A 6,000-nucleotide genomic window follows, 5' to 3' on the forward strand; every position below is an offset into this window, starting at 1 on the left:
TAGACCATGCAATTAATTCTCTACAGCAAACCAGGTTGTCATCTCTGTGAAGGGTTACAGGAAAAACTCGAACAAATCCAAAATCTCAGTTTTGAGTTAGAAGTTCGGGATATTACCACCCGTAATGATTGGTTTGCAGCGTATCAATATGAAGTCCCGGTACTACATTTACTTACTAGCGACGGTACGGAACAATCTATACCTCGCCCTTCTCCTCGGTTGAGTGTCGAACGTCTGGAAACAATGTTAGGTAAGTATGTGAAAAGCTGAAATGGGCGATTAGAAGGGCGGTTAGAAACCGCCCGATGCTTTTTCAATAATCTCTTAAACTTTTGATTATTTCTATTTATGCAAGGCTTTTTAGCCAAAATTAAGGCTTTTGGGTTTTCTTTCTCAACCTAAGCCACTGTACATAGTGGATATTATTATATGCTAGATAAAGTACGTTTAAGTAAAAATTACACCTATGTCGGATATGTCCAATTATCAAATTACCATTGCCTTCACTGATGCAGACTTAGACGACGAAGAAAAGAATCAGGAAGTGCAGAAGCTACTGAGTCAAATGCAAAAGCTGGATGATGTAGAAGATGTAAGCCGAGTTATTGACCCCACCCCCCCAGAGGGAAACAAAGCTGGAGGAGGTTTTTTACCTGGACTGCTAACGGCGCAAGTGAACCCAGCCAACTTTTTGAAATTGTTTGGATTTTTGACAGAACGCTTGGGTAACAAACCGATTAAACTCAATGTTAAAGCCCCAGATGGTCGGGAAATCAACGTCGAAGCCAGCAGTAAAGAAGAATTTGAGTTTGCTTGGCAAAAAGCACAAGATTTTATTAATAACAAATAGGGCTAGACAATGGCGAGAATTGCACTGCTGATAGGGGTAAGTGAATATGAACCAGGTTTAAATCAACTGGCTGGGGCTGTAAAAGATATGGAAGCAATGCAGCGAGTTTTACAGCATCCAGAAATGGGCGGTTTTGCTGAAAGTGAAATTGTAGTCATGCCAAATCCCCAAAGACAGGATATGGAAAATGCTATTGAAAAGCTTTTTGATAACCGTCAGAAAGATGATTTATTGCTGCTTTATTTCTCCGGTCATGGGATTACAGATGATAGTGGTAAGTTATATCTAACTAATAGCCAAACTTGCAAATATGACAATGGTAATTTAATCAAAACTAGTGCTACTCCTGCCAGCTTAATACATGAATTCATGGAAAATAGTCGTTCTCAGCGACAGGTAATTATTCTGGATGCTTGCTTTAGTGGTGCTTTTGCCGAAGGGATGAAAGCCAAAGATGATAGTAGTGTTGAGATTAATCAGCAATTGGGAGGAAAAGGTAGGGCAGTTTTGACTTCTTCCTCTTCTATTGAATATTCTTTTGAACAGGCAGGAGAAGAATTATCAGTTTATACTCGTTACATTGTTAATGGTATTGAAACTGGTGCAGCGGATACTGATAACGATGGCTTGATTTCTGTTGATGAATTACATGAATTTGCACGAAAAAAAGTGCAGGAATCAGCACCAGCAATGAATCCAAAAATTTATGCTGTTGAAGAAGGATTCAAAATCAAGGTAGCAAAAGCACCTGTTGGTAATCCAAAGTTAAAATACCGCAAAGAAGTAGAAAAATATTTACGTGATGGTAAAATTTCACCTACTGGTAATCGAATTTTAAAACGTTATCAAAATGAATTAGGTTTATCAGATGATGAAGTTAAGGAAATACAAAATGAAGTTTTAGAGCCTATTCGTAGATATCAAGCTAATTTGAAAGAGTATGAAGAAGCTTTGCGAGAGGCTTTGGAATATGAAACAACTCTTAGTCAATTTACACAAAATGAGTTAAAACACTTTCAGCAACTTTTACAACTCAGAGATGAGGATGTAGAACCTATTCATGATAGGTTAATTTTGTCTTCAAATCATCCCTCAGAACAAACAATCATTGCACCTCCTCAAACTACTCAACCTTTAGAACTGGTTAACTCCCATCTTGGTTCTGAACCAAATACTACAGCAGTTGAGGCTGGAGAGATTATTAAGTCATTTTCAAATATACAAGCACCCATTCAAACAGATGACCTAGCCTCAGAAAAAGGTATAGACTACACCAGACTACGTGACTTATTAACAGCACACAACTGGAAGGAAGCAGATAAAGAAACTTACGAAGTTATGATTAAAGCTGTAGGTAAAAAGTCGGGGGACTGGTTTACAAGTGATGAACTATTAAATTTCCCATGTAAAGACCTCCGCACAATTGACCAATTGTGGGAAAAATATAGCAATGGAAGATTTGGCTTCAGTGTCCAAAAGGAGATATACTTGAGCGTCGGTGGTAAGCTTGACGGTGATTATGATCCTGAAGCCTGGAGGGGATTTATGGGACAAGTGGGATGGAACGACAGTATTACTTATGACATATTTACAAGAAGGGGACACTTACCCTACGATACTTTTCGGTTTGTGGGAAGTGTGGGGGAGTTGGGGATATTTCTCTTCTCTCGCATCGAGACTTGTAAACTGTAACATCTAAGGCTTTCAGAATATTGTAAATATTTATTACAACCCCCTTTCCCACGCTAGAATCAGCATTTGCGAATTTCGTTACCTGGCACGGCAGAGAAAAAGCTATTTGCGTGGATAAATTTTTCTGCTACCTCCTCCACCTCCGTACTTTCCGTTACCTTTTGTTTATCCCACGGTAAACTCATCTGTCCTGGTGACTTCTTGCTTAGTACCGTAATTACTAAAATCATAAAAAAAGCCTTGCTGTATTCCTGCTGCTTTGGGGTTAGCGTGGATATATCGCAAAGTATTCAACGCCCGACGATAATCTGTATTTTCAAAACCTGTACTGTGATATCGCTTTTCCCAAAAATGCCCTGTACGGTTCATCATCCGATTGAAACACATAGCAGTGTACCAGTTTAGCCAGTGCATAATTTTTGGTAATTCTTCTGGCTGTTTTGGTTCTAGGAGATAATGCACATGATTACTCATAATGCACAGTGCATAGAGTTTAAAACCATACTTTTGCTGTGCTTTTTTAATCGCATAAAGAAACACTTCCCGACATTCTAACCGTGTAAGTCGAAATTCGCGGTTATTGCAACGGGTAGTAATGTGATAACAGAAACCTGGTTGAAAATTGCGTTTTGGACGAGACATAGAAATGTTTTAGATAATATGGGACTTTATTGAAAATCAGGACTTACGCAAAACAGGAAGTAGGGGTAATTCATGAATTACCCCTACACAAGAATCAGGTTTTGAGTTCAATCTTGCGTAAGTCCTAAAAATATCTGTTTACTTTGAAAAATAATTATTATAGATATTACCAGAACCCAACCTAGTACAGCCGTGAAGTCAAAACTCAAACATCATAACTTAATGATTTTTCATTCTTCATTTAGTTGTGACAATTGATTGAACAATGTTCTCATCATTTCTTAATTTTTAAGTGATATAATTATTATGACTTTCAACGTAATTGTTTAAGAAAATACATTATGAGTGAAAATAGGATCAAAGAAATTATTTTCTTAGTTGAAGAAGATGATGAAGGAGGTTATATTGCTAAAGCTATTAATCAATCAATTTTTACTCAAGCTGATAGTCTTCAAGAACTGCGAGAATTAGTTAAAGATGCTGTTCATTGTCATTATCCTGATGAACAAAATCGTCCTCAATTGATTCATTTACATATTGTTCGAGATGAGGTAATTGCTTCGTGAAGTTACCTAGAGACTTATCAGGGGAAGAACTTACTAAAGCTTTGGGTAAATTAGGATATGTTGTTGACCATCAAACGGGTAGTCATATTCGATTAACTACTCAAGAAAATGGTGAACATCACATTACTATTCCTAATCATAGTCCAATTAAAGTTGGAACTCTGAGCGCAATTTTGCGTGATCTTGAGAATCATTTTAATTTGACTCGTGAAGAATGTCTAACTCGATTATTTTGATATGCTCAAATTTAAAAGTAGTAACTGTTAGATATTCAGCAGTACGACAGTAAGCACAACAATCTGCATAAAAATGACGAATTTTTTCTTGTAATTCAACAGAAATATAAACACTCACGCTACTTTATGTTTTTCTTGAAATTGGTTTAAAGTATATCTAGCTCTGGTTTTAAGAATATTCAATTGGTCAACCTGTGCCAGTAATTTGTCTAAAGTTTCACTTTCTTCATTAGACAATTGATTTTCAGAATTTTTCATTAATAACTTATCTAAATGAATTTGACTTTTAGGAGACAAAGAAGTTTCTGCTAAAGCTTGTAACTCATCGAGACTCAAAGCAATCAACAATTCAGTATCTGTTGATAGATTGGTTAGCTGTTGGTAAGTTTCCATCTTGATAATGTTAAGATAAAGGAAAACTATCTAAAAATATGAGTAACCAAATCACAATTACTCTACCAGATGACGTTTATCAAAAAGCTGAACACTTCGCACGTTTAGCAAACCGGGATTTAGCCAGCGTCTTAGTTGATACTATTCAATTTTCTATTCCACCAATTAGCCTAGAAGCAACAACCCTTGAACCTGTATCAGCACTTTCTGATCAGCAAGTTTTAGCTTTGACAGAATTACAAATGGAATCGGAAGAAGATAGCCGTTTGAGTGAGTTACTGGACAAACAACAAGCTGGTATTGTTACAGAATCAGAGTATTCTGAATTGCAAACACTAATGCAAATTTATCAGGAAGGGCTTTTACGGAAAGCTACTGCATTGAGTGAAGCTGTCAAACGTGGATTAATAAAAGAGTTAGGTGTGTGAGTTCTAGGAGAGAAAAAATGAGCCTTTCAATTGAGCGTGTTTTAAGTGAAATTGATCAATTGACTCTAGTAGAACAAATGCAAGTATTAGAGCATTTGGTGAAGCAGATGAAACAATCTGTAGAAGCTGTTGCGGTAACTCCAAAACCTAAGTATAAGGTAACTGATTTTTATGGCATAGCTCCCAATTTATTAGAAGGAATCGATGCCCAAGAATGGGTAAATCAGTTGCGAGATGAGTGGGAAGAACGCGAAACATGGAGACAGCCTCAATATTAAGTGTTGTTAATTATCAATTGTTAATTATCAATTGTTAATTGTCAATTATTTCACTTTATATAGCCCTAATTAAATTCAAAAAGTACCATTTGGGGAATTAATAAATCATCTTCTAATTTGCCGATTCCTAAAAAATTGGATTCTGTTTCATAAACACGCACAAAATCGGGAATATTCAGATTAAGGGGAATTTTTTGACCTTGACACCATTTTTTTGCTGATAGTGGTGGTAAATCTATAGATGGTAGATGTTGTAATGGTGCATCTGGGGATAGAGGTTGAAATATACCAGATTGGAGTTGAGTTTCTAAATCTGTGAAGGTAAGACTGTTTTGGAGATGAAAACTGCTGCTTTCTGTACGGATTAAACCTGCTAAAGTACCATTTGTATTTAATGCTATACCCAAATCGCGGGCGATCGCTCGTATATATGTTCCCGCACCACAAGATATGGCTACGTCTAATTCTGGGAAATCTCCGTCTCGCCAGTCTAACACCTGAATTTGGGAAACTTCGACTGTTCGCACTGGAACTTCGACTATTTCCCCTTTCCGTGCTAAATCATATAGACGTTTTCCATCTACTTGAATGGCGCTATAACTGGGGGGAATTTGCTCAATTTTGCCGATAAACTGGGAAAGTGTGGTTTTCACATTCTCCAAATTTAATCCTGGACAAGGTGTGGAGGTAATAATGTCACCTTCCAAATCATCAGTAGTAGTGCGTATACCTAGACGAATAGTGGCTTGATAAGCTTTTTCCCCTGGTAAATATTGTAATAATCTTGTCGCTTTCCCCAAAGCTATAGGTAATACTCCGGTAGCTTTGGGATCTAAAGTTCCTGCGTGTCCGACTCGCTTCATGTTCAGGAGTTTTCGTACTTTGGCTACGCAGTCATGAGAAGTCCAGTCAAAT

General features: G+C 37.1%; 10 protein-coding genes. 7 read left to right on the forward strand and 3 right to left on the reverse strand.

Going from position 1 to position 6,000, the window contains the following annotated elements:
* Positions 1-6 precede the first annotated feature (6 nt).
* From FJR38_RS03055 to FJR38_RS29215, 3 genes are all read left to right on the forward strand, one after another.
* A complete protein-coding gene (locus tag FJR38_RS03055) occupies positions 7-270 on the forward strand; it encodes a glutaredoxin family protein (protein WP_168535314.1) in 264 nt (87 codons plus the stop codon).
* 205 nt (positions 271-475) lie between these two features.
* Positions 476-850: a hypothetical protein gene (locus tag FJR38_RS03060; protein ID WP_371418128.1), complete on the forward strand. Its 375-nt coding sequence runs from the start codon at positions 476-478 to the stop codon at positions 848-850.
* A 9-nt stretch (positions 851-859) separates the two neighbouring features.
* On the forward strand, positions 860-2,542 hold the full coding sequence (locus tag FJR38_RS29215; protein WP_168535318.1) for a GUN4 domain-containing protein: 1,683 nt from the start codon (positions 860-862) through the stop codon (positions 2,540-2,542).
* A 165-nt stretch (positions 2,543-2,707) separates the two neighbouring features.
* Here FJR38_RS29215 and FJR38_RS03070 read toward each other — a convergent pair whose 3' ends face one another.
* Entirely contained in the window at positions 2,708-3,184 is a 477-nt protein-coding gene (locus tag FJR38_RS03070) for a transposase (RefSeq protein ID WP_254449328.1), read from the reverse strand.
* Between the two features lie 341 nt (positions 3,185-3,525).
* On the opposite strand from FJR38_RS03070, the gene FJR38_RS03075 reads away from it, so the two are divergent.
* Together FJR38_RS03075 and FJR38_RS03080 are read left to right on the forward strand one after the other, a co-directional pair.
* The gene (locus FJR38_RS03075) at positions 3,526-3,750 is read left to right on the forward strand and encodes a 2-oxoisovalerate dehydrogenase (protein WP_168535320.1); all 225 of its coding nucleotides are present in this window, start codon (positions 3,526-3,528) and stop codon (positions 3,748-3,750) included.
* Entirely contained in the window at positions 3,747-3,986 is a 240-nt protein-coding gene (locus FJR38_RS03080; RefSeq protein WP_168535322.1) for a type II toxin-antitoxin system HicA family toxin, read from the forward strand. The genes FJR38_RS03075 and FJR38_RS03080 overlap by 4 nt, the downstream gene beginning before the upstream one ends.
* A gap of 114 nt (positions 3,987-4,100) precedes the next feature.
* On the opposite strand, the gene FJR38_RS03085 is transcribed toward FJR38_RS03080, so the two are convergent.
* Positions 4,101-4,379 (reverse strand): hypothetical protein, encoded by a 279-nt coding sequence (locus tag FJR38_RS03085; RefSeq protein ID WP_217359977.1) that lies wholly within the window; start codon positions 4,377-4,379, stop codon positions 4,101-4,103.
* A 38-nt stretch (positions 4,380-4,417) separates the two neighbouring features.
* Between FJR38_RS03085 and FJR38_RS03090 the strand changes: the two genes are divergently transcribed.
* Positions 4,418-4,807 (forward strand): hypothetical protein, encoded by a 390-nt coding sequence (locus tag FJR38_RS03090; protein WP_168535324.1) that lies wholly within the window; start codon positions 4,418-4,420, stop codon positions 4,805-4,807.
* Between the two features lie 17 nt (positions 4,808-4,824).
* Positions 4,825-5,085, forward strand: coding sequence for a hypothetical protein (locus tag FJR38_RS03095; protein WP_168535326.1), 261 nt, complete (start codon positions 4,825-4,827; stop codon positions 5,083-5,085).
* Positions 5,086-5,150: 65 nt separating this feature from the next.
* Here the strand turns inward: FJR38_RS03095 and truB are convergent.
* The coding region (gene truB / locus FJR38_RS03100) for a tRNA pseudouridine(55) synthase TruB (protein ID WP_168535328.1) at positions 5,151-6,000 on the reverse strand (850 nt) is incomplete at its 5' end.

The sequence above is a fragment of the Anabaena sp. UHCC 0253 genome, from assembly GCF_009712085.1.
GTDB lineage: Bacteria > Cyanobacteriota > Cyanobacteriia > Cyanobacteriales > Nostocaceae > Dolichospermum.

Coding starts and splice junctions, on each gene's coding strand:
- FJR38_RS03070 (WP_254449328.1), bottom strand. CDS start 3,184: ATGTCTCGTCCAAAACGCAATTTTCAACCAGGTTTCTGTTATCACATT.
- FJR38_RS03090 (WP_168535324.1), top strand. CDS start 4,418: ATGAGTAACCAAATCACAATTACTCTACCAGATGACGTTTATCAAAAA.
- FJR38_RS29215 (WP_168535318.1), top strand. CDS start 860: ATGGCGAGAATTGCACTGCTGATAGGGGTAAGTGAATATGAACCAGGT.
- FJR38_RS03095 (WP_168535326.1), top strand. CDS start 4,825: ATGAGCCTTTCAATTGAGCGTGTTTTAAGTGAAATTGATCAATTGACT.
- FJR38_RS03075 (WP_168535320.1), top strand. CDS start 3,526: ATGAGTGAAAATAGGATCAAAGAAATTATTTTCTTAGTTGAAGAAGAT.
- FJR38_RS03060 (WP_371418128.1), top strand. CDS start 476: ATGTCCAATTATCAAATTACCATTGCCTTCACTGATGCAGACTTAGAC.
- FJR38_RS03085 (WP_217359977.1), bottom strand. CDS start 4,379: ATGGAAACTTACCAACAGCTAACCAATCTATCAACAGATACTGAATTG.
- FJR38_RS03055 (WP_168535314.1), top strand. CDS start 7: ATGCAATTAATTCTCTACAGCAAACCAGGTTGTCATCTCTGTGAAGGG.